This window comes from Bradyrhizobium sp. CSA207 (genome assembly GCF_029051685.1).
Lineage (GTDB): Bacteria > Pseudomonadota > Alphaproteobacteria > Rhizobiales > Xanthobacteraceae > Bradyrhizobium.
In genome coordinates this window covers 1-229 of sequence record NZ_JAACFT010000151.1, presented here as the reverse complement: position 1 = coordinate 229, position 229 = coordinate 1, and the positions used below count along the sequence as shown (strand labels likewise).

Here is a 229-nt window from a genome sequence, read left to right as displayed (position 1 = left end):
CACCGGCGGCGGCAGCGCCGCGGCTTACTTCCTCACCATCGACGGCGTCATCGGCGATTCCACCCGCCTTCACCATGAGGGCGCCTTCAACGTCATCGACTACAGTTTTGACGTCAGCGCACTGATCGGCGCCACCAGCGGCGGCGGCACGTCCAAGCCGACCTTCTCGCCGCTCACCGTCGATCTCGATCTCAATTCGGGCCTGACCGCGCTGCTCAAGGACGTCGCC

At 65.9% G+C, this 229-nt stretch carries 1 protein-coding gene; it reads left to right on the top strand.

The window, feature by feature from the left end; all coding sequences use genetic code 11:
- Positions 1–229, top strand: a 229-nt coding sequence (locus GWG65_RS40400; protein ID WP_275200945.1) for a type VI secretion system tube protein Hcp, incomplete at both ends; no start/stop codon positions are given.